This window comes from Pseudomonas sp. R2-37-08W, from assembly GCF_003851705.1.
Taxonomy (GTDB): domain Bacteria; phylum Pseudomonadota; class Gammaproteobacteria; order Pseudomonadales; family Pseudomonadaceae; genus Aquipseudomonas.
This window is the reverse complement of sequence record NZ_CP027728.1, coordinates 3,525,328-3,550,988: the sequence shown is the minus strand read 5'-3', so window position 1 is coordinate 3,550,988 and position 25,661 is coordinate 3,525,328. Positions and strand designations below refer to the sequence as shown.

The 25,661-nt window shown below is 62.1% G+C and carries 20 protein-coding genes; 9 read left to right on the top strand and 11 right to left on the bottom strand.

What is annotated here, in order from left to right:
• Positions 1 to 62: 62 nt before the first annotated feature.
• Together C4J93_RS16365 and xthA are read right to left on the bottom strand one after the other, a co-directional pair.
• Complete coding sequence (locus C4J93_RS16365) at positions 63 to 1,394, bottom strand: substrate-binding domain-containing protein (protein ID WP_124429930.1); 1,332 nt, start codon at positions 1,392 to 1,394, stop codon at positions 63 to 65.
• 198 nt (positions 1,395 to 1,592) lie between these two features.
• Complete coding sequence (xthA, locus tag C4J93_RS16360; protein ID WP_124363347.1) at positions 1,593 to 2,405, bottom strand: exodeoxyribonuclease III; 813 nt, start codon at positions 2,403 to 2,405, stop codon at positions 1,593 to 1,595.
• 169 nt (positions 2,406 to 2,574) lie between these two features.
• Between xthA and C4J93_RS16355 the strand changes: the two genes are divergently transcribed.
• The 7 genes from C4J93_RS16355 (at position 2,575) to C4J93_RS16325 (ending at position 13,605) form a co-directional block, all read left to right on the top strand.
• Positions 2,575 to 3,225: an N-acetyltransferase gene (locus C4J93_RS16355; protein ID WP_124429929.1), complete on the top strand. Its 651-nt coding sequence runs from the start codon at positions 2,575 to 2,577 to the stop codon at positions 3,223 to 3,225.
• A gap of 64 nt (positions 3,226 to 3,289) precedes the next feature.
• Complete coding sequence (locus C4J93_RS16350; RefSeq protein WP_124429928.1) at positions 3,290 to 5,017, top strand: autotransporter assembly complex family protein; 1,728 nt, start codon at positions 3,290 to 3,292, stop codon at positions 5,015 to 5,017.
• Positions 5,017 to 8,703: a translocation/assembly module TamB domain-containing protein gene (locus tag C4J93_RS16345; RefSeq protein WP_124429927.1), complete on the top strand. Its 3,687-nt coding sequence runs from the start codon at positions 5,017 to 5,019 to the stop codon at positions 8,701 to 8,703. Before C4J93_RS16350 ends, C4J93_RS16345 begins: the two co-directional genes overlap by 1 nt.
• A 236-nt stretch (positions 8,704 to 8,939) precedes the next feature.
• Entirely contained in the window at positions 8,940 to 9,410 is a 471-nt protein-coding gene (locus tag C4J93_RS16340) for a MarR family winged helix-turn-helix transcriptional regulator (RefSeq protein ID WP_124371113.1), read from the top strand.
• Positions 9,410 to 10,861: an efflux transporter outer membrane subunit gene (locus C4J93_RS16335; protein ID WP_124429926.1), complete on the top strand. Its 1,452-nt coding sequence runs from the start codon at positions 9,410 to 9,412 to the stop codon at positions 10,859 to 10,861. Before C4J93_RS16340 ends, C4J93_RS16335 begins: the two co-directional genes overlap by 1 nt.
• Positions 10,862 to 10,876: 15 nt before the next feature.
• Positions 10,877 to 12,076 (top strand): efflux RND transporter periplasmic adaptor subunit, encoded by a 1,200-nt coding sequence (locus tag C4J93_RS16330; RefSeq protein ID WP_124429925.1) that lies wholly within the window; start codon positions 10,877 to 10,879, stop codon positions 12,074 to 12,076.
• Entirely contained in the window at positions 12,076 to 13,605 is a 1,530-nt protein-coding gene (locus C4J93_RS16325) for a DHA2 family efflux MFS transporter permease subunit (protein WP_124367467.1), read from the top strand. The genes C4J93_RS16330 and C4J93_RS16325 overlap by 1 nt, the downstream gene beginning before the upstream one ends.
• 155 nt (positions 13,606 to 13,760) lie before the next feature.
• Here the strand turns inward: C4J93_RS16325 and lpxH are convergent, their stop codons facing one another.
• On the bottom strand, positions 13,761 to 14,510 hold the full coding sequence (lpxH, locus tag C4J93_RS16320) for a UDP-2,3-diacylglucosamine diphosphatase (RefSeq protein WP_124429924.1): 750 nt from the start codon (positions 14,508 to 14,510) through the stop codon (positions 13,761 to 13,763).
• Positions 14,507 to 15,013, bottom strand: coding sequence for a peptidylprolyl isomerase (locus C4J93_RS16315; RefSeq protein WP_124429923.1), 507 nt, complete (start codon positions 15,011 to 15,013; stop codon positions 14,507 to 14,509). The genes lpxH and C4J93_RS16315 overlap by 4 nt, the downstream gene beginning before the upstream one ends.
• A 248-nt stretch (positions 15,014 to 15,261) precedes the next feature.
• On the opposite strand from C4J93_RS16315, the gene C4J93_RS16310 reads away from it, so the two are divergent.
• Entirely contained in the window at positions 15,262 to 16,962 is a 1,701-nt protein-coding gene (locus tag C4J93_RS16310; protein ID WP_124429922.1) for a glutamine--tRNA ligase/YqeY domain fusion protein, read from the top strand.
• A gap of 18 nt (positions 16,963 to 16,980) precedes the next feature.
• A complete protein-coding gene (cysS, locus tag C4J93_RS16305; RefSeq protein ID WP_124429921.1) occupies positions 16,981 to 18,369 on the top strand; it encodes a cysteine--tRNA ligase in 1,389 nt (462 codons plus the stop codon).
• 241 nt (positions 18,370 to 18,610) lie between these two features.
• Here cysS and C4J93_RS16300 read toward each other — a convergent pair whose 3' ends face one another.
• The 7 genes from C4J93_RS16300 to C4J93_RS16270 form a co-directional block, all read right to left on the bottom strand.
• Complete coding sequence (locus C4J93_RS16300) at positions 18,611 to 18,946, bottom strand: DUF6124 family protein (RefSeq protein ID WP_124371107.1); 336 nt, start codon at positions 18,944 to 18,946, stop codon at positions 18,611 to 18,613.
• Between the two features lie 637 nt (positions 18,947 to 19,583).
• Positions 19,584 to 19,922 (bottom strand): Na+/H+ antiporter subunit G, encoded by a 339-nt coding sequence (locus tag C4J93_RS16295; protein WP_124367455.1) that lies wholly within the window; start codon positions 19,920 to 19,922, stop codon positions 19,584 to 19,586.
• A complete protein-coding gene (locus C4J93_RS16290) occupies positions 19,919 to 20,197 on the bottom strand; it encodes a K+/H+ antiporter subunit F (protein WP_005789171.1) in 279 nt (92 codons plus the stop codon). The genes C4J93_RS16295 and C4J93_RS16290 overlap by 4 nt, the downstream gene beginning before the upstream one ends.
• The gene (locus tag C4J93_RS16285; protein ID WP_124429920.1) at positions 20,194 to 20,682 is read right to left on the bottom strand and encodes a Na+/H+ antiporter subunit E; all 489 of its coding nucleotides are present in this window, start codon (positions 20,680 to 20,682) and stop codon (positions 20,194 to 20,196) included. Before C4J93_RS16285 ends, C4J93_RS16290 begins: the two co-directional genes overlap by 4 nt.
• Positions 20,679 to 22,361 (bottom strand): monovalent cation/H+ antiporter subunit D, encoded by a 1,683-nt coding sequence (locus C4J93_RS16280; RefSeq protein ID WP_124410251.1) that lies wholly within the window; start codon positions 22,359 to 22,361, stop codon positions 20,679 to 20,681. The genes C4J93_RS16285 and C4J93_RS16280 overlap by 4 nt, the downstream gene beginning before the upstream one ends.
• The gene (locus C4J93_RS16275) at positions 22,358 to 22,702 is read right to left on the bottom strand and encodes a Na+/H+ antiporter subunit C (RefSeq protein ID WP_124363330.1); all 345 of its coding nucleotides are present in this window, start codon (positions 22,700 to 22,702) and stop codon (positions 22,358 to 22,360) included. Before C4J93_RS16275 ends, C4J93_RS16280 begins: the two co-directional genes overlap by 4 nt.
• Positions 22,702 to 25,626 carry a monovalent cation/H+ antiporter subunit A gene (locus C4J93_RS16270; RefSeq protein WP_124429919.1) on the bottom strand — a complete coding sequence of 975 codons (2,925 nt, stop codon included), beginning with the start codon at positions 25,624 to 25,626 and terminating at the stop codon, positions 22,702 to 22,704. Before C4J93_RS16270 ends, C4J93_RS16275 begins: the two co-directional genes overlap by 1 nt.
• Between the last annotated feature and the right edge of the window lie 35 nt (positions 25,627 to 25,661).

The following is a 25,661-nucleotide window of genomic DNA, read 5'->3' as shown; positions in this document are numbered from 1 at the left end:
TCAAAATGTGGGAGGGGGCTTGCTCCCGATGAGGCCAGTCCAAGCACCACAAACCCCAAGATTCAGTACACCCAAACCTCCACCCGCCGATTCTTGATCCGCCCCTCATCCTCGGTATTTGCCGCCACCGGCATCTGCGCGCCAAACCCTCGAATATCGCGCAGCACCACGCCGCTTTTCACCAGTTCCCTGCGCACCGCCATGGCCCGCAACTTGGACAGCAAGGCCGCCCGCTGCGGATCATTCTTGGCATCGCCGAAGCCCACCAGCGTCACCTGCTTGTGCAGTTTGTCGTGGCTTTGCAGATACGCCACCACCCGCTGCACATCCTGGCGCGCCTTGTTGTCCAGGCTGGCGCTGCCTTCCTCGAAACGAAAATTCACCGTCAAGCGCTGGGCGCTGCGCGCAATGGCCTGATACGCCTCGGGCATCGAGGCGCGTGGGGCTACGCCAATCGCCTGCACGTGCTGGGCGACAAAGCCGTTGGCCGCCACGATCGCCTGGCCCTGATCGCTTTGAGCAAAGTCCACCAAAGCCTTGGCCCAAGGATTACGCGTCGCCGGCGGCAGATAAAAGTACAACCGCCGTGACAGCGGGTAATCCTCGGTGGCGATCAAGCTGTTCAGCGCCGGCATCGGTTGCGAGTCGCCATCGACAATCGCCACGGCCTTGGCTTGGTGTACGTAGGGTAGGCCGATAAAACCGATGCCTTGGGGGTCTTGGCTGACCGCATCGGACAGCGCTTCGCTGGACTCGAAACGCTGGGCTGACGCGGCCAGCGGTTTGCCGCGTCGGTTCAGCACCAACTCCTTGAAGGTGTCATAGGTGCCGGACTGATCGTCCCGCGCGTACAGATGAATGGTTGCGCCACTGCCGCCGAGTGTTTCCCAGGAGCTGATTTCGCCATTGAAAATCTGCGCCAGTTGCTCGGTGTTGAGGGTGTTCAGCGGATTGCGCGGGTTAAGGATGATCGCCAAGCCGTCAATAGCGATCACGTGTTCGGCGCCGGGGCTTTTCAGGTCGCCGAGGGGCGCGAGGTCTACCCGTTCGCTGTCTTTGATCGGGCGGGACGAGGCGGCGAGGTCGGCGCTGTGGGTTTTCAGCGCGGCAAACCCGGTGCTGGAACCATGGGCGGCGACGTCGACCCTCACGGTTTTGCCCTCACGGGTCTTGCCGATCACACGCTGTTCATTGGCGCTCTCGGCGGGTTCGCTGTGCACACCTTGCAAACCCTGCTGCTCCATCAAGCCCCTGACCAATGCCGGGACCAAACCCGCGCCAATGGTGTTGGAGCCCTGGATACGCAATGCCGGGCCTTGATCAGGCAGGGGCAGCGGGGCGGACACCGCGAAGAAAGGGAAAAGGGCCAGCAGTAATAGAACGCGCAGCATCATGCCGACACCTTCGTCAGCCAAAGGGAGTGCCGCGAGATTAAGTCAGTTGGATTGCAGGAATGTGACCGTCACGCCACAAGTCAAAATGTGGGAGGAGGCTTGCTCCCGATGGCGGTGTATCAGCTACAGATCAGCTGACTGACACACTGCTATCGGGAGCAAGCCCCCTCCCACATTGACCGGGTAGAGTCAGCGGAATCAGCTCAACTCCAACCAGATCGGCGCATGGTCCGACGGTTTTTCCAACGCGCGCAAATCGTAATCCACTCCCGCGTCCTTGAGCCGAGGCACCAGGCCGGTGGACGCCATGATCACGTCGATGCGCAGCCCACGCTTGGGCTCATCCTCAAAGCCACGGCTGCGGTAATCGAACCAGCTGAAGCGGTCGGTCACCTCAGGGTTCAAGTGCCGGAAGCTGTCCACCAGGCCCCAGTTTTTCAGGCGGGCCATCCATTCGCGCTCTTCCGGCAGGAAGCTGCACTTGCCGGTTTTCAGCCAGCGTTTGGCATTGTCGGCGCCGATGCCGATGTCGCAGTCCTGCGGGGAAATATTCACGTCGCCCATCACCACCAGGGCCTGATCGTTGCTGAACTGGCTTTCCAACAGCTGTTGCAGGTCTTCGTAGAAGCGCTGCTTGGCCGGGAATTTGGTGGGGTGGTCGCGGCTTTCGCCTTGGGGGAAGTAGCCGTTCATGACAGTGACCGGGTGGCCGTTCTCGTCGGCGAAGGTGCCCCAGATGAAACGGCGCTGGGCGTCTTCTTCATCGCTGGCAAAGCCTTTGTGCAGGCTCAACGCCTCTTTGCGCGAGAGCAGGGCCACGCCGTAGTGGCCTTTCTGGCCATGGTAATAAACGTGATAGCCCAGCGCCTGGACTTCGGCCAGCGGGAACTGGTCATCGTGGACCTTGGTTTCCTGCAGGCCGATGACATCCGGTTGATGCTTTTCGATCAGCGCCGCCAGCTGATGAGGGCGGGCACGCAGCCCGTTGATATTGAAGGAGACGATTTTCATGGTCGGCAGTCCGGTCTGGCAAAAGGGCGATGCTAGCCGACAAGTCGGACGGGGGCCAGCGTGGCGGTAGGACGCATGCGCTGCTAATGTCTGGGAACGACTGGCGCTGCACAGGTTCGTACCCATAAGAACGCCACCTCTTTGAGTGGCGTCCAGGAGATTGACTGTTATGCCTGACACTTCGATGGCCGCTGCCGAAATTCGTGTGCTCAATAGCGGCTATTCCCGCGAAGCGCGTTCCCTGCTGTACCAGGCCTACCGTCACGAACCGACCTTCGCCTACATCTTCGAAGCCGAGCGCCCCGGTTATGAACAGCGGGTGCGCGCCACCGTGCGGGAGCTGGTCAAGCAACATTTCTTCCAGAAGCTTCCGGCCATTGGCCTGTTCGTCAACGACCGTCTGGTCGGCGTTGCCCTGATCGCCCCGCCGCAACGGCGCCTGGGCATCACCGAGAGCTGGGCCTGGCAAATCCGCATGTGGCTGAGCACCGGGGTACGCGGCACGCGGCGTTATCTTGAATACCATCAGGCCGTCATGGCATGCCTGCCCAGCGAGTCGGTGCATGTGTTGCCATTGCTGGGCATTCACCCGCAGTTGCAGGGCCACCACTACGGCGAACAATTGCTTGAAGCGGTTCACAATTGGTGCGCCGAAGACCCGCATTCATCGGGCGTGGTGCTCGACACGGGCAATTCCCGTTACCTGGAGTTCTATAAGCGCCAGGGCTATGAGGAAATCGGTGAAATTGCCGTAGGACCTGTGCTGGAGCATGTGTTTTTCCATCCCAACCCCCAGCCGTTAAGTGCTGCAGCGACTTGAGACAGAATTATTCAGACAAATCCGGGTTCAAAGTTCCTCTCTCGCTCGTGTAGCATCCGCGCCTATGAAGTTTCCAGGAAGATTTACCAGCGGCTTGATCCTGCTGTTCACAAGCTGCGGCGCATGGGCGCAAAGCGAATTGGACGTGCGGATCAAGCCCTCTAACGACGCGCTGAAAGCCAACATCGAAGGCTACATCGGCGGGGTGGGCGATCGTGATGAAGAAGCGCTGCTGCGGTTCAGCCGTGGCGCCGAGGAGCAGGCGCGCAAAGCGGCCCAGGCCCTGGGCTTCTATCAGCCACAGATCGCCAGCGATGTGCAGGGCGGCAAGAACCCGCGCCTGATCCTCACCATCGACCCCGGCGAGCCCGTGCATTTGCGCAACGTCACCCTGCGGGTCGACGGCCCGGCGGCGAGCCTCAAGGCGTTTCGTGTGCCCGCCAGTGACGATCTCAAGCCCGGCGCGGTGCTCAACCACGGTCATTACGATGATGCCAAGCGTCTGATCCAGAACCAGGCCTCGCGCTACGGCTTTTTCAGCGGGCGCTTTACGCGTCAGACGCTCTCCGTCGATCCCCAGGCGGGCGTCGCCGATATCGAGCTGGTTTACGACAGCGGCCCGCGCTACAGCATGGGCAAGGTCAGCTTTAGCGGCGACACCCCCTTCGATGAAGAACTGCTGCAACGCATGGTGCCCTTTGAAAGTGGCACCCCTTACGACTCCGAACTGATCGCCGAACTCAACCAGAACCTGCAAGGCAGTGGCTTCTTCGACAGCGTGCGCGTGGACGCCAGCCCCACGGCCTCGACCAACGACGTGATTCCGGTGGCCGTGCAACTGGACACGCGCAAGCCACGCACGATGGGCCTGGGCCTGGGTTTCTCGACGGACGTCGGCCCGCGCGGCAAGGCCAACTGGACGCGCCACTGGGTCAATCCCCAGGGCCACAGTTATGGCTGGGAGGCCGAGCTTTCGGCGCCACGCCAGAACGTCGGCCTGTGGTATGACGTTCCGCTCGACCCACCGCTCACCGACAAACTGCGCTTCGCCGGCGGTTACCAGAATGAAGAGCTGGCCAACACCGACACCCTGAGCAAGCTGCTCACCGTCGGGCCCGAATGGCACAGTAAATTGCCCAGCGGCTGGACACGGGTTATCTCGCTCAAGTACCAGCGTGAAGAATACCGCCTGGGCAATGACTCGGGCCTGAGCAACCTGGTGATGCCGGGGATCAGCTACTCCTACCTGCGCAGCGACAACCGCATCGATCCGCACAACGGTTATCGCCTGATGTTCGACAGCAAGGTCGCCAAGGAAGGGCTCGGTTCCGACACCAATCTGCTGTACGGCACGGCCACGATCAAGGGCTTGACCACCTTGTGGGATAACCACCGGTTCCTGGGCCGCGCACAAGTGGGCGGCAGCGCCACCAACGGCTACAAGTCGGTGCCGCCGTCGCTGCGCTTCTTTGCCGGTGGCGACCAGAGCGTGCGCGGCTATGAATACCAGACCCTGTCACCGGAGAACGATCGCGGGGACCGCATCGGCGGCCGCTATATGGTGGCGCTGAGTGCCGAGTATCAATATTCCATCGCCGAAAAATGGCGGATCGCGACCTTTATCGACCAGGGCAACTCGTTCAATACCCTGGAAATGCCCAGCCTGAAAACCGGTGTAGGTGTGGGCGTGCGCTGGGTCTCGCCGGTTGGCCCGATCCGCCTCGACCTGGCCCATGCCCTGGAAGACCCGGGCGGCATTCGATTGCACTTTTCCATGGGGCCTGAGCTGTGATGCGTGGTTTGAAAATAGCGGGGCTGGTCCTGATGGCCATCCTCGCCGTGGCGGTATTGGCGCTGTGGTCGGTACTCGGAACCCAGGCGGGCAGCCGCTGGGCACTGGGCCAGGTGCCGGGTTTGAGCCTGGAAAACTTCCAGGGGCGTCTGGGCGGACAGTGGAGCGCCGATCACCTGCTATGGCAGCAAGACAGCAGCCGCGTCGAGCTTGATGCGCCCAAGTTTGAGTGGTCGCCGGGGTGCCTGTTGCGTATGACCCTGTGTATCGATCGCCTGGATGTGGAGCGGGTCAGCCTGCAATTTCCCCCCAGCGCCGAAGCGAGCAGCAGCGGGCCCATCGCTTTGCCCGACCTGAAACTGCCGCTGGCCATCCAGTTGGGCGACGTTCGCGTCGGTAGCCTGTTGTTCAACGGCAGCGAAGAACTCAAGGGCCTGCAACTGGCGGCGCACTGGACCTCCTCAGGTATGCAGATCGACGCCGTGCACCTGCAACGGGACGGCCTGGTGCTGGACCTCGCCGGCCTGCTGCAACCTGTCGGCGACTGGCCTTTGACGGCCAGCGGTCATCTCAGCCTGCCTTACGCGCCGGGCGGCGCACCGTGGACGGTGGCCCTCAAGGTCGATGGCGACTTGCTCAAGACACTCAAGCTCGACGCCGACAGCAGCGGCTATCTGCCGGCCAAGCTCAGTGGCGAGTTGCAGCCGCTGGTGGACAATCTGCCGGCGCAATTGCGCATCACCGCAGACGCCTTCAAACCCAGCGCCGATCTGCCCGACACCTTGCAACTCAATCAATTGGACCTGAGCGCCAAGGGCGACCTGAAAAACGGTTACCAATTGCTTGGCAAAGCGCTGCTACCGGCGGAAAAAGGCCCGGTGGACCTGCTGCTGCAAGGCAAGGTCGACGCCAAGGGCGCGCACATCGCCGGCCTGGACCTGACAGCCGGCGACCAGCAAAGCCTCAAGCTCAGCGCCAACCTGGACTGGCAACAAGGCTTCAGTGCCGATGCCAACATCGCCTGGCTGGATTTTCCCTGGCATCGCCTGTATCCGCTGATCGACGAACCGCAGGTCACCTTGCGCACCTTCAACGGTGAAGTTTCCTATAAAGACGGCAACTACCTGGGCAACCTCAAGGCCGATCTCGACGGCCCGGCGGGCAAGTTCAACGTGGTTACACCGTTCAGTGGTGACCTCAAGCAAATCTTCCTGCCCGAGCTGAAGCTGACGGCCGGCCAGGGCAAGGCCGAAGGCCGTTTGAACGTACAGTTCGCGGACGGCATCGCCTGGGACACCGCGTTGGATTTGACCGCGTTGAACCCGGCGTATTGGGTCGCTGAGTTGCCCGGCACCCTGGCCGGGCCGCTGCGCAGCAAAGGCGAATTCAGAAACGAGCAACTCAAGCTCAACGCCGACCTTGACCTCAAGGGCCGTCTGCGCGGGCAAACCGCCGTGCTGGCCGCCAAGGCCGAAGGCGCGGGGGAACAATGGACCCTCGCCAACCTGGACATCCGCCTGGGCGACAACCGCATCAACGGCAGCGGCAGCCTGCAGCAACGCCTGGCCGGGCAGATCGACATCAAGCTGGCCCGCCTGGCCCAGCTCTGGCCGCAACTGCGTGGGCAGATTAACGGCCGCGTCGATGTCACCGGCACTCTGAAAGCGCCGCAAGGCAAGCTCAACCTCAAGGGCCAGCAACTGGCATTGGCCGACAATCGCCTGCAAAACCTCAGCCTCGACGCGACACTGGACAGCGCCCAGCGCGCCAGGATCGACCTCAAGGGCAGCGGCATTCAGAGCGGCGAGACCCAGGTCGGTACGCTCACCGCCAGCGCCCAGGGTGATATCAAGAGCCAGAAGGTCCAACTGGATCTGGCCGGTCCTTTGCTCAAGCTGGCCCTTGCCCTGGACGGCAACCTCGATAAAGGCAACTGGCGCGGGCGCCTTGCCAGTGGTGACGTGCAAGCGGGTGGCCAGGACTGGCGGCTGCAAGCCCCGGCGAAAGTCGAGCGCCTGGCCGATGGCAAGCTGACCTTTGCCGCCCATTGCTGGGTGTCCGGTGGCGCCAGCCTGTGCGGCGAAGACCAGCGCCTGATGCCCGAGCCGAAGCTGCGTTACCACCTCAAGCAATTCCCCCTCGACAGCCTCGCGGGCTTTTTGCCCAAGGACTTCGCCTGGCAGGGCAGGCTCAATGCCGACGTGCAACTCGATCTGCCGGCCAGCGGCCCCAAAGGCGTGGTGTCGGTGGACGCCGGTGGCGGCACCCTGCGCGTCAAGGACAAGCACCAGTGGCTGGATTTCCCGTACGACACCCTCAAGCTGGAAACCACCCTCAACCCCAAGCGCATCGACACTCAGTTGAACTTCCGTGGCGGCAAGCTCGGCGAGTTGCTGTTGCAGGCGCAGATCAATCCGTTGCCGGCCAGCAAGCCGATCACCGGCAATTTCAGTCTCACCGGGCTGGACCTGGCGGTGGCGCGACCGTTCGTGCCGATGGTGGAAAAACTCAGCGGCAAGCTCAATGGCAACGGGCGGATTTCCGGCGGCCTGCTCGCACCCCAGGTCAACGGCAGCGTCAATCTGGTCGATGGCGAAATCTCCGGGCCCGAGCTGCCGGTGAGTCTGGAAGGCCTGAACGTGCAAGCGCTGATTGCCGGCGAAAGCGTGCAGCTCGATGGCGCCTGGCACAGTGGCAAGGCCGGGCAGGGCAGTCTCAAGGGCCAGATCGACTGGGGCCGCGCCCTGGTGGTGGACCTGAGCCTCAAGGGTTCGCAACTGCCGGTGACGGTCGAGCCCTATGCCGTATTGGAAGTGGCGCCCGACCTGAAGATCAGCCTCAAGGACGACAAGCTGGCGATTGCCGGCAAGGTGCACATCCCGCGCGGCGATATCACCGTGCGCGAGCTGCCGCCGTCGACGGTCAAGGTGTCCGATGACACGGTGATCGTCGGCAGCCAGACCGAAGAAGGCAAACCGCCGATGGTGATGGCCATGGATATCGACGTGGAAGTGGGCGAAGACCAACTCAACTTCGCCGGCTTTGGCCTCACCGCCAAAGTGCAAGGCCATGTGCATATCGGCGACAACATGGACACCCGTGGCGAACTGTGGCTCAACGATGGCCGTTACCGGGCCTACGGCCAGCGCCTGAATGTGCGCCGTGCGCGCCTGTTGTTCGCCGGGCCGTTGGATCAGCCGTTCCTGGATATCGAGGCGGTGCGCGTGACCACCGAGTCCTCCCGCACGGTTACCGCCGGCATTCGTTTGAGCGGCAGCGCCGAGCAGCCGACCACGCAGATCTTCTCCGAGCCCGCCATGGCCCAGGAAGACGCGTTGTCCTACCTGGTGCTGGGGCGTTCGCGCACCAACAACGGTGAAGACAACAACATGCTCGCCGAAGCCGCCTTGGGCCTGGGCCTGATGGGCAGCGCCGGGGTGACCTCGGACATCGCCACCAAGTTGGGTATCCAGGATTTCGACCTGGATACCCAAGGCAGCGGCAACAGCACGGCGGTGGTGGCCAGCGGCAAAATCAACGAAAAACTCAGCCTGCGTTACGGGGTTGGGGTGTTCGAACCGGCCAATACCATCGCGTTGCGCTACCTGCTGAGCAAGAAGGTGTACCTGGAAGTGGCCACCGGCGTCGCCAGTTCGCTGGACATCTTCTACAAGCGCGATTTCTAAACAGCGCGCGGTCAAAAATGTGGGAGGGGGCTTGCTCCCGATAGCAGTGTGTCAGTCAGCTAATCTGTACCTGACCCACCGCTATCGGGAGCAAGCCCCCTCCCACATTGGTATGTATTTCACTCAAGTTTTCATGTGATTACCAAGCAACCTAACTATTCCATTTGACATTCGCTGCCTAAGCAGTAATATCTCGTCACACATTCACTGCCTAGGCAGTAATAAGGTGACTTCCGATGCCGCATTTCACCCCTGAAAACTTCCACAACTGCCATCTCGGGCTGTTGCTGGGCCGCGCTGCGATCCTCAAGGACCGCATCATCGACACCCATATGGAACCCCATGGCATTACCGCCGCGCAGTTCAAGGTGTTGATCATCATGGCCCAGTTCGGTGTCGACACACCGGCTGAGCTATGTCGCAACCTGTCCCTGGACAGCGGCTCGATGACGCGCATGCTCGACCGGCTGGAGCAGAAAAAGCTGCTCAGCCGCAAGCGTTCCGACCTGGACCGCCGCCAGGTGCAGTTGGTGCTCACCGCCGACGGCCAGCGCCTGGCAGACATGCTGCCGCAGATCGGTGCCCAGGCCCTTAACCAACTGGCCGGTGTGCTTGAGGCGGGCGAGCTGGAAACCTTGGAGCGGATCCTCAAGAAAATTCTGATAGCTGCGGGTGATCCCATCACCCTTCAGCGGGTAGGACAATGATGAACACACGCGCATTCAGCCTGGTGCTGATGGCGATGACGTTGGCCGGTTGTGCCAACTACAGCGGCCTTGATACCCAAGGCAAACGCCTCGACGCCAATAGCTTGCAAACCGGCAAATCCCTGAGCGGTGTCAGCCTGTCCAGCGCCGCCTGGCCGGCCGCCGACTGGTGGAAAAGCCTCGGCGACCCACAGCTCGACGGCCTGATCCAGGAAGCCCTGCAACACAGCCCCGATATGCAGGTCGCCAGTGCCCGTGCGCACCAGGCCGAAGCTGCGGCCTATGCCGCCAACGCCGCGCGCATGCCCACCGTGGATGCCAGCGCCGGTGTCAGTCGTTCGCGGCTGGCCAAGGACCAGGACCCGCGCGGGGAGGGCGATGCCTATTCGACGGTGCGCAACATCGGCGCCAGCTTCAATTACAACTTCGACCTGTGGGGCGGCCAGCGCGCCGCCTGGGAAGCCGCCCTGGGCCAGGCCCGCGCCGCCGAAGTCGACCAGCAGGCCGCGCGCCTGACCCTGGCCGCCAACGTGGCCAAGGCCTACAGCGATCTGGGCCAGGCGCATATCGTGCGTGACCTGGCTGCCGACGACCTCAAGCGCACCCGCCAGATGCTCGACCTGAGCAAGCGCCGCCTGAGTTCCGGCATCGACAGCGAATACCAATACCAGCAAACCGAAAGCCTGGAAGCCAGCTCCCAGTCGCAGTTGATCGATGCGGAAAAACAACTGCAAAGCGCCAAGATCGCCCTGGCTGTGCTGCTCGGCAAAGGCCCGGACCGTGGCAACGAACTGGCGCGCCCGAATGTACTGAAACCTACGGCGGTCGCGGTGCCATCGGTGTTGCCCGCCGAGCTGCTCGGCCGGCGCCCGGACCTGGTCGCCGCGCGCTGGCGGGTGGAAGCTGCGAGCAAGGACATCACCGCCAGCAAGACCCGTTTCTACCCCAACCTCAACCTGAGCGCGAGCGCCGGCGCCGAATCGTTGTTGGGCGACGCCATGTTCGGTTCGGCCAGTCGCTTCTTCAATATCGCGCCGACGATATCGCTGCCGATCTTCGACGGTGGCCGCCTGCGCGCCGACCTCGACGCCCGCGACGCCGATTACGACCTGGCCGTGGCCCAGTACAACAAAACCTTGGTGCAAGCCTTGGGCGACATCGGCACCACCCTGTCGCAACTGCGCGATACCGGGCGGCAGATCCAGGCGCAGCAACACGCCGCGGATATCGCCCAGCAGTCTTATGACACCGGGGTGCAACGCTACAGCTCCGGCATCGGTAACTATCTGGATGTGCTCAGCATCGAGCAGCAATTGCTGCAGGCCCAGCGTCAGTTGGCGACCTTGAATGCTGCGCAGATCGATCTGTCGATTCAATTGATGCAGGCCCTGGGTGGCGGGTTCAACGCCAGCAACGTGGCCGCGACCACCCCAGCCAACCGCACGGAATAATTTGAGGTATTTGTCATGGCCACTGCCGACAGCAACACCGCACCCGAACAAACCAAAGACAACAACCCGCGCAAACGCAAAGTCATGCTGATCGGCCTGGCGCTGATCGTCATCCTCGGTGTCATTGGCGTCTGGGCCTGGTACGAGTTCTACGGGCGCTTCAACGAAAGCACCGATGACGCCTATGTGAATGGCAACGTGGTGGAAATCACCCCGCTGGTCACCGGCACCGTGATCAGCATTGGTGCCGATGATGGCGACCTGGTCCATGAAGGCCAGGTGCTGGTCAACTTCGACCCCAACGACGCCGCCGTCGGCCTGCAAAGTGCCCAGGCCAACCTGGCCCGCACCGTGCGCCAGGTCCGCGGCTTGTACAGCAATGTCGATGGGATGAAAGCCCAGGTCAACGCGCAGAAAGCTGACGTGCAGACCGCCCAGGACAACTACAACCGGCGTAAGACCCTGGCCCAGGGCGGGGCGATCTCCCAGGAAGAATTGTCCCACGCCCGTGACAGCCTGACCGCCGCCAAAAACGCCTTGACCAACCTTGAGCAGCAACTCAAAACCAGCAATGCCCTGGTGGATGACACGGTGATTTCGTCCCACCCGGATGTGCAGGCCGCCGCCGCGCAACTGCGCCAGGCGTACCTGGCCAATGCGCGCAGCACCTTGATCGCACCGGTCACAGGCTATGTGGCCAAGCGCACCGTGCAACTGGGCCAGCGCGTGCAACCGGGTACCGCGCTGATGGCGGTGATTCCGCTGGACCAGCTGTGGATCGATGCCAACTTCAAGGAAACCCAGCTGCGTGATATGCGCATCGGCCAGCCGGTGGATATCGAATCGGACATTTACGGCAGCGATGTGAAGTACAGCGGCACCGTCGACAGCCTGGGCGCCGGCACTGGCAGCGCGTTTGCCTTGCTGCCCGCGCAGAACGCCACCGGCAACTGGATCAAGATCGTGCAGCGGGTGCCGGTGCGCATCCATATCAACGCCGAAGAGCTGGCCAAGCACCCGTTGCGGGTCGGCTTGAGCACTGTGGTCAATGTAGACCTGCACGACCAGAGCGGCCCGGTGCTGGCGCAACAGGCGCCGCAGAAGGCGTCGTTCACCACCAACGTGTATGACCGCCAATTGGCCGAAGCCGATGCCATGATCAACCAGTTGATCCATGACAACAGCGTCGCCGCTCCCAAGGCTGCGCAACGCTGATGAGCAATAACGCCTCGTTCACGCCGCCCAGCCTGGTGATGGCCACCATCGGGCTGTCGCTGGCGACCTTCATGCAGGTGCTCGACACCACCATCGCCAACGTGGCGTTGCCGACCATTTCCGGCAACCTGGGCGTGAGTTCGGAGCAGGGCACCTGGGTCATTACCTCGTTTGCGGTGAGCAACGCCATTGCCTTGCCGCTCACCGGTTGGTTGAGCCGGCGCTTCGGCGAGGTGAAGCTGTTTCTGTGGGCGACCCTGCTGTTCGTGCTGGCGTCGTTCCTGTGCGGTATTTCCACCTCGATGCCCGAGTTGATCGGCTTTCGCGTGCTGCAGGGCCTGGTTGCCGGGCCGCTGTACCCGATGACGCAAACCTTGCTGATTGCGGTGTACCCGCCGGCCAAGCGCGGCATGGCCCTGGCCCTGTTGGCGATGGTCACGGTGGTGGCGCCGATTGCCGGGCCGATCCTCGGCGGCTGGATCACCGACAGCTACAGTTGGCCATGGATCTTCTTCATCAACGTGCCCATCGGCATCTTTGCGGTGATGGTGGTGCGTGCGCAGCTCAAGAAACGCCCGGTGCAGACCAGCCACCAACCGATGGATTACGTCGGGCTGCTCAGCCTGATCGTCGGCGTCGGCGCCTTGCAGATCATCCTCGACAAGGGCAATGACCTGGATTGGTTCGAGTCCAACTTCATCATCATCGGTGCGGCCATTTCGGTGATCGCCCTGGCGGTATTCGTCATCTGGGAAATGACCGACAAGCACCCGGTGGTCAACCTGCGCTTGTTTGCCTACCGCAACTTCCGTATCGGCACCATTGTGTTGGTCGGCGGCTATGCGGGTTTCTTCGGCATCAACCTGATCCTGCCGCAATGGCTGCAGACCCAGATGGGCTACACCGCCACCTGGGCCGGCTTGGCGGTGGCGCCGATCGGTATTCTGCCGGTGCTGATGTCGCCGTTCGTGGGCAAGTACGCGCACAAGTTCGACCTGCGCCTGCTGGCGGGGCTGTCATTCCTGGCGATGGGCTTGAGCTGTTTCATGCGTGCGAGCTTCACCAACGAGGTGGATTTCCAGCACATCGCCCTGGTGCAGTTGTTCATGGGTATCGGCGTGGCGCTGTTCTTCATGCCGACCTTGAGCATCCTGATGTCCGACCTGCCGCCGCAGCAGATTGCCGACGGCGCCGGTCTGGCGACCTTCCTGCGGACCCTGGGCGGCAGCTTCGCGGCGTCGCTCACCACCTGGATCTGGATTCGCCGCGCCGACCAGCACCATGCCTACATGAGCGAGAACATGACCGTCTATGACTCGACCACGCGCGATGCCGTGCAGGCGCTGGGTGGGGCAGGGCACAAGGCCTATGCGCAACTGGACCAGATTCTCACCAGCCAGGCGTACATGATGTCTACCGTGGATTACTTCACGTTGATGGGGTGGGTCTTCGTGGGGTTGATGCTGTTGGTGTGGCTGGCCAAACCGCCGTTTGGCGCCAAGGCCGGGCCGGAGGCGTCCGGGCACTGACCCGCGGAGGTTGGAATGCAATCCAATGTGGGAGGGGGCTTGCTCCCGATAGCGGTGGGTCAGTTACAGATTGGCTGACTGACCCGCTGCTATCGGGAGCAAGCCCCCTCCCACATTTTGATCTCTGTTTACATTCAATAGGTGGTGTTTGAAGTTTAGGCGCCGGGCAATGCCAACTGCGGGTTGACGAAGTCAAACGCCGCCAGTTGAAAGCCCTGCTCATCCACCTGCAGCGCCCACCCTTGCTTGTCCCAATCCCCCAGCACAATGCGCCTGGCCGCCTGGTCACCAATCTGCAGCTTATGAATGGCGGGGCGGTGGGTGTGGCCGTGAACGAGGGTGCGTACGCCAAAGTGTTGCATGACCCGTGGCACTTCCTCGGGGGTCACATCGACAATGTCGTTGGCCTTCATGCGCGTTTGCGCCCGGCTTTCACTGCGCAGCTTGCGTGCCAGCCGGTGGCGGGTGCGCAGGGGCAGGTGGCGCAGGATGAACAGCACCATCGGGTTGCGCAGGATGCGCCGCAGCTTCATATAGCCGAGGTCGCGGGTGCAGAGGCTGTCGCCGTGCATCAGCAGCACGGGTTCGCCGGCGAGCTGCACGACACTCGGGTCCTTGAGCAGCGTTGCGCCTGCCGCTTTGCAGAACGCCTTGCCGATCAGGAAATCGCGGTTGCCGTGCATGATGAAAATCGGGGTGCCGCTGTCGCTCAGTTCGCGCAGTGCGGCGCAGATCGAGCGCTGGAACGGTGTAATCCCATCGTCGCCAATCCAGGCTTCGAAGAAGTCGCCCAGAATGTACAACGCCTGGGCGCCACGGGCGCGGCCGTGGAGCAGATCCAGAAACGCCCGGGTGATGTCCGGGCGCTCCTCTTCCAGATGCAAATCTGAAATCAGCAATATCACGCTTCGATGATCTCGGCTTTCTCGAGGATCACGTCTTCGGCTGGAACGTCCTGGTGGCCGGCCTTGGACGTGGTGGACACGCCTTTGATCTTGTCGACAACGTCGGTGCCTGCGGTGACTTTACCGAACACCGCGTAACCCCAACCCTGCACGTTCTTGCCGCTGTGGTTGAGGAAGGCGTTGTCGGCCACGTTGATGAAGAACTGCGCGGAGGCCGAATGCGGCTCCATGGTACGGGCCATGGCGACGGTGTACTTGTCGTTGGAAAGGCCGTTGTCCGCTTCGTTCTGGATGCTTGGACGCTTGTCTTTCTTCTCTTTCATGCCGGGCTCGAAACCGCCGCCCTGGATCATGAAGTTGCCGATGACACGGTGGAAAACGGTGTTTTCGTAGTGGCCGGCTTTGACGTACTCGATGAAGTTGGCGACGGTGATCGGCGCTTTCTCGGCGTTCAGCTCGATGACGATGTCACCGTGGTTGGTGGTCAGTTTGACTTGAGTCATGTTCACTACTCTTTTCAGGGAATTCGTGGGGTTGGGCGAATAAACGCTTTACCTGCCTGGCTAAACGGCGGCCAAGTCGCGCAGTTTAGCGTGCCCTGCAGGAATTTCGAGGTGGTTTTTTACCGCCAAGACAATTAAAGCAGCAGTTTTTGACCGCGCTCTGTCAGGCGGTTGACAGGTTCGGCTATGATAAGCCCTTTGTTTTATCTGGCCTCACCCGGCCACGAACCTGTCTGTTCAAGGATCCTATGAGCAAGCCCACTGTCGACCCTACCTCGAATTCCAAGGCCGGACCTGCCGTCCCGGTCAATTTCCTGCGCCCGATCATCCAGGCGGACCTGGATTCGGGCAAGCACACGCAGATCGTCACCCGTTTCCCGCCAGAGCCCAACGGCTACCTGCACATCGGTCACGCCAAGTCGATCTGTGTGAACTTCGGCCTGGCCCAGGAATTCGGCGGCGTCACCCACCTGCGTTTCGACGACACCAACCCGGCCAAGGAAGACCAGGAATACATCGACGCCATCGAAAGCGACGTGAAGTGGCTCGGTTTCGAATGGTCCGGTGAAGTGCGCTATGCCTCGCAATATTTCGACCAGTTGCACGACTGGGCCATCGAGCTGATCAAGGCCGGCAAGGCCTACGTCGACGACCTGAGCCCGGAACAGGCCAAGGAATACCGCGGCACCCTGACCGAGCCGGGCAAGAACAGCCCGTTCCGCGACCGTTCGGTAGAAGAGAACCTCGACTGGTTTGCCCGCATGCGCGCCGGTGAGTTCCCGGACGGCGCCCGCGTGCTGCGCGCCAAGATCGACATGGCCTCGCCGAACATGAACCTGCGCGACCCGATCATGTACCGCATCCGCCATGCCCACCACCACCAGACCGGTGACAAGTGGTGCATCTACCCCAACTATGACTTCACCCACGGTCAGTCGGACGCCATCGAAGGCATCACTCACTCCATCTGCACCCTGGAGTTCGAAAGCCACCGTCCGCTGTACGAGTGGTTCCTGAGCAACCTTCCGGTGCCGGCACAGCCGCGCCAGTACGAGTTCAGCCGCCTGAACCTGAACTACACCATCACCAGCAAGCGCAAGCTCAAGCAACTGGTGGATGAAAAGCACGTATTTGGCTGGGACGACCCGCGCATGTCGACGTTGTCTGGCTTTCGCCGTCGCGGCTACACCCCGGCGTCGATCCGCAATTTCTGCGAGATGGTCGGCACCAACCGTTCCGACGGCGTGGTCGACTTCGGCATGCTCGAGTTCAGCATCCGCCAGGACCTCGACGCCAATGCCCCGCGTGCCATGTGCGTGTTGCGTCCGTTGAAGGTCGTGATTACCAACTACCCGCAAGACCAGGTCGAAAACCTCGAACTGCCGCGTCATCCGCAGAAAGAAGAGCTGGGCGTGCGCAAGTTGCCATTCGCCCGTGAAATCTACATCGACCGCGATGACTTCATGGAAGAGCCGCCAAAGGGCTACAAACGCCTGGAACCCAACGGCGAAGTGCGCCTGCGCGGCAGCTACGTGATCCGTGCCGATGAGGCCATCAAGGACGCCGATGGCAACATCGTCGAACTGCGCTGCTCGTACGACCCGGACACCCTGGGCAAGAACCCCGAAGGCCGCAAGGTCAAGGGCGTGGTCCACTGGGTCCCGGCCGCTGCCAGCATCGAGTGCGAAGTGCGCCTGTACGATCGGCTGTTCCGCTCGCCGAACCCTGAGAAAGCCGAAGACAGCGCAAGCTTCCTCGACAACATCAACCCAGATTCTCTGCAAGTTCTCACGGGTTGTCGTGCCGAGCCATCGCTTGGCGACGCACAGCCGGAAGATCGGTTCCAGTTCGAGCGCGAAGGTTACTTCTGCGCGGATATCAAGGACTCCAAACCTGGTCATCCGGTATTCAACCGTACCGTGACCTTGCGTGATTCGTGGGGCCAGTGATTCTCTAAGGAAGCCGTTGTGCTAACGATCTACAACACACTCAGCAAGACCAAAGAAGTCTTCAAGCCGCTGGATGGCAACAAGGTGCGCATGTACGTGTGCGGCATGACCGTGTACGACTACTGCCATATCGGCCATGGCCGCAGCATGGTTGCCTTCGACCTGGTGACCCGCTGGTTGCGTTTCAGCGGCTACGACTTGACCTATGTGCGCAACATCACCGACATCGACGACAAGATCATCAACCGCGCCAATGAAAACGGCGAGGCGTTCGACGCGCTGACCGAGCGCATGATCGCCGCCATGCATGAGGACGAGGCGCGCCTCAATATCCTCAAGCCGGACATGGAACCGCGCGCCACGGACCACATCCCTGGCATGCACGCGATGATCCAGACCCTGATCGACAAGGGTTACGCCTACGCCCCGGGCAACGGCGACGTGTACTACCGCGTCGCCAAGTTCATGGGCTACGGCAAGCTGTCGCGCAAGAAAATCGAAGACCTGCGCATCGGCGCGCGCATCGAAGTCGACGAGGCCAAGCAGGACCCGCTCGACTTCGTGCTGTGGAAAGCCACCAAGCCCGGCGAGCCGAGCTGGGAGTCGCCGTGGGGCGCCGGACGTCCGGGCTGGCACATCGAATGCTCGGTGATGTCCACCTGCTGCCTGGGCGAGACCTTCGACATTCATGGCGGCGGCAGCGACCTGGAGTTCCCGCACCACGAGAACGAAATCGCCCAGAGCGAAGCGGCCACCGGCAAGACCTACGCCAACGCCTGGATGCACTGCGGCATGATCCGCATCAATGGCGAGAAGATGTCCAAGTCCTTGAACAACTTCTTCACCATCCGCGACGTGCTGGCAAAGTACCACCCGGAGGTTGTGCGTTATTTGCTGGTGTCCAGCCACTACCGCAGCGCCATCAACTACTCGGAAGACAACCTCAAGGACGCCAAGGGCGCCTTGGAGCGGTTCTACCATGCGTTGAAAGGCTTGCCTGCCGTGCCCCCTGCCGGCGGCGAAGCGTTTGTGGCACGGTTTACCGAAGTGATGAACGACGACTTCGGCACGCCGGAAGCCTGTGCGGTGCTGTTCGAGATGGTGCGTGAGATCAACCGTTTGCGTGAGACTGATGTCGACGCGGCGGCGGGTCTGGCGGCTCGTCTGAAAGAACTGGCGAGCGTGCTGGGCGTGTTGCAGATGGAGGCCGATGACTTCCTGCAAGCCGGCGCCGAAGGGCGTGTGGATGCGGCGCAGGTGGATGCGTTGATCCAGGCGCGTCTGGCGGCTCGTACCAATAAAGACTGGGCGGAATCCGACCGTATCCGCGACCAACTGACCGCGATGGGTGTGGTGTTGGAAGACGGGAAGGGCGGGACTACTTGGCGGTTGGCTGATCAGGCCTGATCGGTAAACGCTGAACGAAAAACGCCCCGACTGGTTCGGGGCGATCGTTCCCATGCTCCGCGTGGGAATGCATCCCGTGACGCTCTGCGTCACAAGTGCGCAGGACGTGAGACTCGTGTCGGTGGCGGGACGCGGAGCGTCCCAGGCAGAGCTCCCACGCAGAGCGTGGGAGCGATCACTGATCCAGCGCCATCCGGGGCAAGCCCCCTCCCATGGATTAGCCCAATCTTCGATCTCAGATTTATCTCTGAAGTCTACTTTCATTGAGGTTTAGTGTTTTCTCCACCATCAACTGAATCCCTTCCAGCATTCGACAAATTCCCAGAGCCACGCTGCGCGGATTACCGTCGATCTCAAAAGCTAGATGATTTGCCAGCGCTTGAACTGACGCCAGGTCCTCTGAAGCGTTGATCAATAAGGTTTCTGCATCTAATCCTTCGCGCACAGCAAATAGACCTGTTCCGTTACCTGACGGCTCTGGTTTCGAAGATGGGTTCAAATAATGGTTAATCGCTTGATGAGCAGAAACTTGAAACTGGGATGAATCAAGCGGCGGATTCGGACTGTCTTTAATCATGGCGGAGCTCCTAGAGTATTGGAGCCACCACCCATCGCTGCGAAACGATACCCGGGTGGCAGCTGTACGCAGGTTCGCAGACCGGGACTCTAGGCACCCGGCATACCCGAAGGTATCCCGCGCACAGCCGCCATAACATCAGGCATAAAAAAAGCGCCCGCTATCTGAGGTGGACGCTGTGCGTCTAGAGTTTAACCGGGCTGCGAAACCCGGTCGCTGAATTTGCAGCGACCACCAAAGATTAGGCAGCCATCTTCCGAGCGACAACCCTAAAACGCTGTCGGAAATTTCCGTCTGAGCCTCATGCTTGATCTGAGCTGTTCGACGGGACGCGGAGCGTGCCAGGCGGCATTACCACGCGGAGCGTCACTAGTGACGCTCCGCGTGGGAGCGCTCACTGATTGTGGTGTGTCAGCCAACCCATCTGCCAACAATGCCGCCGTCTTCGAAGCCTCGCTAAAGCTCGACATCTCCCACAGGGGATTGGTGGTATCCATGAGATCTACAGCCGGGCTGCTTTCTACCTGCCAGTAGCGATCAAATGTGGGAGGGGGCTTGCTCCCGATAGCGGTGGTTCAGTCAGACATCTGTGACTGACACTCCGCTATCGGGAGCAAGCCCCCTCCCACATTTTAAATCAGCGGCGGCTGCTGACTTCGGCGGGTACGTCATCACCGGCCATGCGCTTGCGGAACAGCGCGGTGCGGGCCAGCAGCAAGGTGGTTACCGGCACGGTGATCGACAACAGAATAGGGATCAACCAGCCGTGCAACACCGGCCCGGACTTGAGCACGGAAAAGTAGATGATCGAGGCCAACGCCACGCACCACGCCCCAATGGTTGAGGCCAGGGCTGGCGGGTGCATGCGCTGGAAGAAGTCTTTCATCCTCAGCAAGCCAATCGCTCCGATCAACGCGAACACGCTACTGAGCACCAGCAGCACGGCCACGACGATTTCCATCCATAACGGCATCATTCAATCACCTCCCCACGCAGCAGGAATTTGGCCAGGGCGAACGAGCCCACGAAGCCGAACAGCGCGATCAACAGCGCCGCTTCAAAGTAGGTGTCACTGGCATAGCGAATGCCCAGCACCAGCATCATCAGCATCGCCAGGATGTACAGATAGTCCAGCGCCAGTACCCGGTCCTGGGCCGAGGGGCCTTTGAACAGGCGGATCAAGGTCAGCACCATCGCCAGGCTGAACAGGAACAGGCTGAACAGGATCGCATTGGAGAGCAGGGCGCTCATTCGAAGATCTCCATCAGGGGCCGCTCATAGGTGGCTTTGAAGTGCGCGATAAACGACGCCTCCTCATCCAGGTCGAACACGTGCAGGAGCAGGATGCTGCGGTCCAGCGCCAGTTCGGACCAGATTGTGCCGGGGATCACCGTGGTGATCATCGACAGCGCCGCGAGGCCGTTGGGGCTGCGCAGGTCCAGGGGGATCTTGATAAAGCGCGAACGCGGCGGGCGTGAACCGCACGTCAGTACGCCCCAGGCCACTTGCAGGTTGGAGACAATTACGTCGCGGCCCACCAGCAGGAACAGGCGCAGGATCACGCCGGGACGGCGCAGGCTGATCGGTTGCGGGCGCAGTGGCGCCATCATCAACGGCGCAAGCACGCCCAGCAGCGCACCGAGCAGCAGGTTGCCGGGGCTGATGGACAGGTTCAGCACCAGCCATAAGCCCAATAACGCCAGCGACAGCCACGGCGCGGGAAACAGGCGTTTCATGGCTGCACCTCCAGGGCCGCGGCCTTGGCTTCAGGGCTGAGGACCGGACGCGTCGCCATCACTGCCATTACGTAATGCTCAGGGTTATTCAGGCTGTTGGCGGTGGCCAGGGTGTAGCGCATCAGGGGCTCGGCCTTGAAGGTCAGCGCAATGCTCAGGCCCAGCAGCAGGAAGATCGGTATACATTCGTAACGGCGCAGCAGGGGCGATGGGCGCTCTTCGGGTGTCCAGAAGCGCTGGATGCCGAGCCGTGCGAAGGCGATCAGCGAGGCCAGGCCAGACAGGATCAACAGCGCCACCAGGCCCCAGGCCGCCGGGCGAATGGGTTCATCCAGCGCATTGCCCAGGCCCAGCGGGTTGACCAGCGCGCTTAACAAACTGAGCTTGCCGATAAACCCGGACAGCGGCGGCATGCCGATGATCAGCAGCGCGCAAGCGACAAAGCTCAACCCCAGGAACGCCATGGTCCAGGGAATCACCTGGCCGACCACGGCTTTCTGTTCATCGTCGAGGTTGACGCCGGGCCGTGGATGCAGGGATTCCATGGCCTTGGGCAGTGCATCGATCTCTTCATCCAGCGGCAGGTCATTGGCCGAGCGCGAGCGTTCGATCAATTCAGCCAGCAGGAACAGCGCGCTCAGCGCCAGGGTGGAGCTGACCAGATAAAACAGCGCCCCCGCCGTCAGGCTCGGCTGGGCAAAGCCCACCGCCGACAGCAGGATGCCGGCCGAGACCAGAATACTCAGGCTCGCCATGCGTTCCAGGCGCTGCGCCGCGAGCATTGCCAGCGCCGCGCAGACAATCGTAGCCATGCCGCCGTACACCAGCCAGTCACCGCCAAACAACGCTGAAGCGCCGGCCTGGCCGGAGAACAGCAGCGTCCACAAGCGCAGCACGGTATACACGCCCACTTTGGTCATGATCGCGAACATCGCCGCCACCGGCGCGCTGGCCGAGGAGTAGGCCGGGGCCAGCCAGAAGTTCAGCGGCCACATACCGGCCTTGGCCAGGAATGCGGTGGCCAGGATCGCCGCACCGGCGTGCAACAGGCCGCGATCGGCCTCCGGCACCAGCGGGATTTTCAGCGCCAGGTCAGCGAAGTTCAGCGTGCCGGTGACCCCGTAGATCATCGCCGCGCCGATCAGGAACAGCGACGACGCCAGCAGGTTGATTGCGATGTAATGCAGCCCCGACGACACCCGCGCGCGGCCCGAACCGTGCAGCATCAAGCCGTAGGACGCCGCCAGCAGCACCTCGAAAAACACGAACAGATTGAACAGATCAGCGGTGAGGAAGGCGCCGTACAGGCCCATCATCTGCACTTGGAACAGCGCATGGAAACTGGTGCCGGCACGGTCCCAGCGGGCCATGGCGAACAGCAGCGCGCTCACGCCGATGATCCCGGTCAGCACCAGCATCAGCGCCGACAGTTGGTCCACCACCAGCACGATGCCGAACGGCACTTGCCAGTTGCCCGGCAGGTATACGCCGATCGAGCCGGGGCCGCCTTTTTGCGTCCAGTACAACAGCAGCACGGCGATGCCCAGCCCCAGCATGCTCGAGACCAGGTTGATTTTTGCCTTCAGCGGGCGGCGTTTCTCGCCGAGCATCAGCATCAGCGCGGCGGTCAGCAAGGGCAGCAGGATCGGCGCAACGATCAGTTGATTGACCCAATTCATGCCTTGGGCTCCCGGCCATCCACATGGTCGGTACCGGTCAGGCCCCGGGAGGCCAGCAGCACCACCAGGAACAACGCGGTCATGGCGAAGCTGATCACGATCGCCGTGAGCACCAGTGCCTGGGGCAGGGGGTCGGTGTAGTTGAGCAGGTCCTGGGGCACGCCATCCTTGATGATCGGCTCCTTGCCGATAAACAGGCTGCCCATGCTGAAAATGAACAGGTTGACGCCGTAGGACAACAAGCACAGGCCCATCACCACCTGGAATGTCCGTGGCCGCAGGATCAGCCAGACGCCGGAGGCTGCCAGCACCCCAATAGCAATTGCAATGACTTCTTCCATCAGGCGGCAGCTCCTTGTGGGTTGGCGACGGCTTTGAGCTGGTTGCTCGGTTTGTGCGCGCGCACCGATTGGTGACCGAGGGCGGTGAGCATCAGCAGGGTCGAGCCGACGACCATGGCGTATACGCCGACGTCGAAAAACAATGCGCTGGCGACATGGATATCGCCCAGCACCGGCACGCTCAGGTGCCAGGTGTGGGTGGTGAGGAACGGGTACCCGGCGAACAACGCACCAAGCCCGGTGAGGGTCGCCGACAGCAGGCCGAAGCCCATCCAGCGCATCGGCCGCAGGCTCATCTGCGCCTCGACCCACTGCGTACCGGCCACCATGTATTGCAGGATGAACGCCACCGACATCACCAACCCCGCGACAAAGCCGCCGCCCGGTTGGTTATGGCCGCGCATGAACAGGTAGAACGACACCACCAGCGCGATCGGCAACAGCAGGCGTACCAGCACCGCCGGCACCATCATGAAGCCCAGGGCGGTGTCGCTGGCCTGGCGCGGGTTGACCAGGTCGGTGGCGACATCGGGCGCGAGCTGGCGCTGTTGAGGCGGCAGCTCCATGCTTTCTTTCGACGGGCGGAAGCGCCGCAGCAGCGCGTACACGGTCAGCGCCACTGCGCCGAGCACGGTGATCTCGCCAAGGGTGTCGAAGCCGCGGAAGTCCACCAGCATCACGTTCACCACATTGCTGCCGCCGCCCTCGGGCAGCGCGCGGCTGAGGTAGAACGAGGAGATATCGTTGGGCGTCTGGCGGGTCAGCATCGCGTAAGACAGCAGCGCCATGCCGCCGCCCACCACGGTAGACAGCAGAAAGTCGCGCAGGCGCCGGATACGCGCCTTGCGCAGCGAGCTGGGCAGCGGCGAGACTTCTTCGATACGCCGTGGCAGCCAGCGCAGGCCGAGCAGGATCAGCACGGTGGTCACCACTTCCACCACCAGTTGGGTCAGCGCCAGGTCCGGCGCCGAGAACCACACGAAGGTAATGCAGGTCATCAGGCCGCATACGCTGACCATGGTCAGGGCCGCCAGCCGGTGGTACTTGGCCTGCCAGGCGGCGCCCAGCGCGCAGGCAATCGCCAGCAACCACAGGGTGACGAACACGATGGAACCGGGGATTTTCGGCCGGTCGCCCCAGCTCAGGCCGCTGTTGAGCATGGGGATCATGGCGCCGATCACCGCCACGATCACCAGCAGGAACAGTTGGGTTTGCAGGCGCTTGGTGCTGATGCGTTTTTCCAGGCGACGCACGCCGCGCATCATCAGCACCAGGCAGCGCTCGAAGCCGCGCTTGCCGTTGAAATAGCCGACCAGGGGCGGGTAGGCGAAGCGGCCACGCTTGAGTTGTTTGCGCAGCATCAGGTACAGCACCACACCGCCGCACATGGCCACCAGGCTCATGATCAACGGCGCGTTCCAGCCGTGCCAGATCGCCAGGCTGTACTCGGGCAGCACGCCGCCCACCACGGGCAACGCGGCGGCGGCGAGGATCGAGCCGACCATCTGGGCCGGGAAAATCCCCACCAGCAGGCAGGTGAACACCAACAGTTCAACCGGCGCGCGCATCCAGCGCGGGGGTTCGTGGGGCGTGTGGGGCAAGTCGGTGGCAGGCGGACCGAAGAACACATCTACGGTAAACCGCAACGCATAGGCCACGCTGAAGGTGCCGGCGATGGTCGCGATCAACGGCAGCGTGATTTCCACCCATTTTGTCGCCGAGATAAACACCGTTTCGGCGAAGAACATCTCTTTGGACAAGAAGCCATTGAGCAATGGCACGCCGGCCATCGAGGCACTGGCCACCATCGCCAGGGTCGCGGTGAACGGGATCAGGCGCACCAACCCACTGAGCTTGCGGATATCCCGCGTGCCGCTTTCGTGGTCGATGATGCCCGCCGCCATGAACAGCGAGGCCTTGAACGTGGCGTGGTTGAGGATGTGGAACACTGCCGCGACAGCCGCCAGCGGGCTATTGAGGCCCAGCAGCAGGGTGATCAGCCCCAGGTGACTGATGGTGGAATAGGCCAGCAGGCCCTTGAGATCGTTTTGAAACATGGCGCAGTAAGCGCCGAGGAGGAGGGTGATGGCGCCGGCGCCGCCGACGATCCAGAACCATTCTTCGCTGCCCGACAGCGACGGCCACAGGCGGGCCAGCAGGAACACGCCGGCCTTCACCATCGTGGCCGAATGCAGATAGGCCGACACCGGCGTTGGCGCCGCCATGGCGTGGGGCAGCCAGAAGTGGAAGGGGAACTGCGCGCTTTTGCTCAAGGCGCCGATCAGCACCAGGGCGAGCATCGCCGGGTACAACGAGTGCGCGCGAATCTGCTCGCCCGCCGCCAGCACCTGGTCCAGGTCATAGCTGCCGACGATATGCCCCAGCAACATCACGCCCGCCAACAGGCACAAGCCGCCCGCGCCGGTGACCATCAGCGCCATATAGGCCCCACGGCGCGCATCGGCGCGGTGGTGCCAATAGCCGATCAACAGGAACGAGAACAGGCTGGTCAGTTCCCAGAAGAACACGATCTGGATCAGGTTGCCGGAAATCACCAGGCCGAGCATGGCGCCCATGAACGCCAGGAAAAACGCGAAGAAACGCGGCACCGGGTCGTCCGGCGACATGTAGTAACGCGCATACAGCGACACCAGCGCACCGATGCCCAGCACCAGCATCGAGAACAGCCAGGCGAAGCCATCCAGGCGCAGCACGAAGTTCAGCCCGAGGCTGGGCAACCACATGAATTCTTCACGGATCACGCCACCGTGGGCGATCTGGGGGTAAAGCAGGGCGACTTGTACGGTGCCGACCAAGGCCACCAGGCCGGCCAGCAAGGACTCGGTGTTACGCGCGTTGTGCGGCAGCAAGGCCGCCAGACAGCTGCCAACGAATGGCAGAAGCAGTAGAACTATCAGGGACATAGGCTTCTAATCTGCGGGAGTTTGGGATGCATCAT